1 protein-coding gene is annotated in these 888 nt (G+C 36.0%); it reads right to left on the reverse strand.

Going from position 1 to position 888, the window contains the following annotated elements:
• Nucleotides 1-133 precede the first annotated feature (133 nt).
• Complete coding sequence (locus LMU01S_RS10125) at nucleotides 134-733, reverse strand: hypothetical protein (RefSeq protein ID WP_061773591.1); 600 nt, start codon at nucleotides 731-733, stop codon at nucleotides 134-136.
• Nucleotides 734-888: the final 155 nt, after the last annotated feature.

The raw sequence follows: 888 nt of genomic DNA on the forward strand, positions 1-888 counted from the left end.
CATCGCCTCCAAATTTTCTAGTTCTACCACGTGTAGAGTTCTTTCGTATCTCTCAAAAGATCATATGTAAAGTGATCGGCTAACCAATCACCAATTTAGTAATAATCATGGCTACTTCTGATTTCTCTAAAATTTATTTAGAATCTTTATCATCCACTACTTGCAACAACCCTTTGCGACGTAACACCCAGACGATATACTTAAACATCCATTTGCGGTATTGGGTTATTAACCAAATTGCTATCACTAAAGGCACAAGTCCAGCAAGACCATAAATAATGCCCTCTTTATCTTCAACTATATCCATTACAACATTCATTGCTCCAATACCTGCTGCTAATAAACCATATGTCATGAATGACGTTATTCCACCTAACAAAGAAGATTTATTTATCTCTAAATCTTCTCTCTTAACTGTCACTTCATCTGGATGTTTTACTACACGATTCCGATAAAACATTATTAATATCAAGCCACTCACTATTAAAGGGCCCGATAACCCTAACATTGTCCCTAAATTTCCCCAAACTTTTTCTGTTTTATCATACATTGTCTGACCTAGCGCTGCCCCATTTAAAATAGCTAAAGCTCCGATTATCACATTATATCCAATAGCTTCCAAGCCATTTAATTTGTTACTATATCCTCGTACGCCATATGTCAATACTGTTACTAATACCCCTAAACATAGCCAAATCACTATATAGGGACTATCCCACGTCTCTATTGCCATATCATCGCCTCCAAATTTTCTAGTTCTACCATGTGTATAGTTCCTTCATATCTCTCAAGAGATCAAACGTATTGTCTAATTCAGAACGAACACTATTATCACCAAATTTTTCTCTGAGCATTGCTCTATTTGCGATTTTATCGGTTACCTTGCCA

The sequence above is a fragment of the Ligilactobacillus murinus DSM 20452 = NBRC 14221 genome, from assembly GCF_001591685.1.
In the GTDB taxonomy this organism is placed as follows: Bacteria; Bacillota; Bacilli; order Lactobacillales; family Lactobacillaceae; genus Ligilactobacillus; species Ligilactobacillus murinus.